The 716-nt window shown below is 65.4% G+C and carries 1 pseudogene; it reads left to right on the top strand.

The window, feature by feature from the left end:
• Positions 1-83: 83 nt before the first annotated feature.
• A pseudogene (locus tag OXS27_RS32405) lies at positions 84-716 on the top strand (IS5 family transposase); the annotation flags it as partial.

Genomic DNA, 716 nt, shown 5'->3' with positions numbered 1-716 from the left:
GCTAGGTAGAGAACTCATACAACCATTTGCGCTCGCTTGCGTTTTCTTCCTGAGTTTGAGGTTTCCAGCGCAGGAGGATCGCGATGGCACGGTTGTTCTGGCTCTCGGATGAAGCCTGGGCGCGGATCGAGCCGCACCTGCCGCACGGCCAACCCGGCAAGCCTCGGGTGGACGACCGGCGGGTGATCAGCGGCATCCTGCATGTCCTGAAGGTCGGCTGCCGCTGGCAGGATACGCCCTCCGCCTACGGGCCCCACACGACGATCTACAACCGCTACAACAGGTGGTCGCAGCGCGGGATCTGGCAGCGGCTGTTTGCCAAGATCGCAGCCGCAGGCCCTGTTCCAGACGAGTTGATGCTCGATGCCACGCACGTGAAGGCCCACCGCTCGGCATCGGGTGGAAAAGGGGGGCCTGGAGCCAGGCCATCGGGCGCTCGCGCGGCGGCTTCACGAGCAAAATCCATTGCTTGGCCGATGGTCGTGGCCGACCGGTTGCGTTCGCCTTGACGCCCGGCAACGTGGCCGACATCAGCATGGCGCTGCCCCTGGTGCAGGCCGTGGTGCCGCCCAAGCGCCTGATCGCCGACAAGGCCTACGATGCGCAGAGCCTGAGAGATTGGCTCAAGAGCCACCGGGTGATCGCCACCATCCCGTCCACGGCCACCCGAACCGTCCCCTACAAGCACAGCCGGATCGCCTATCGGCGGCGCAATC

This window comes from Methylobacterium sp. GC_Met_3 (assembly GCF_026540775.1).
In the GTDB taxonomy this organism is placed as follows: domain Bacteria; phylum Pseudomonadota; class Alphaproteobacteria; order Rhizobiales; family Beijerinckiaceae; genus Methylobacterium.
This window is presented reverse-complemented; position numbering and strand designations above follow the sequence as displayed.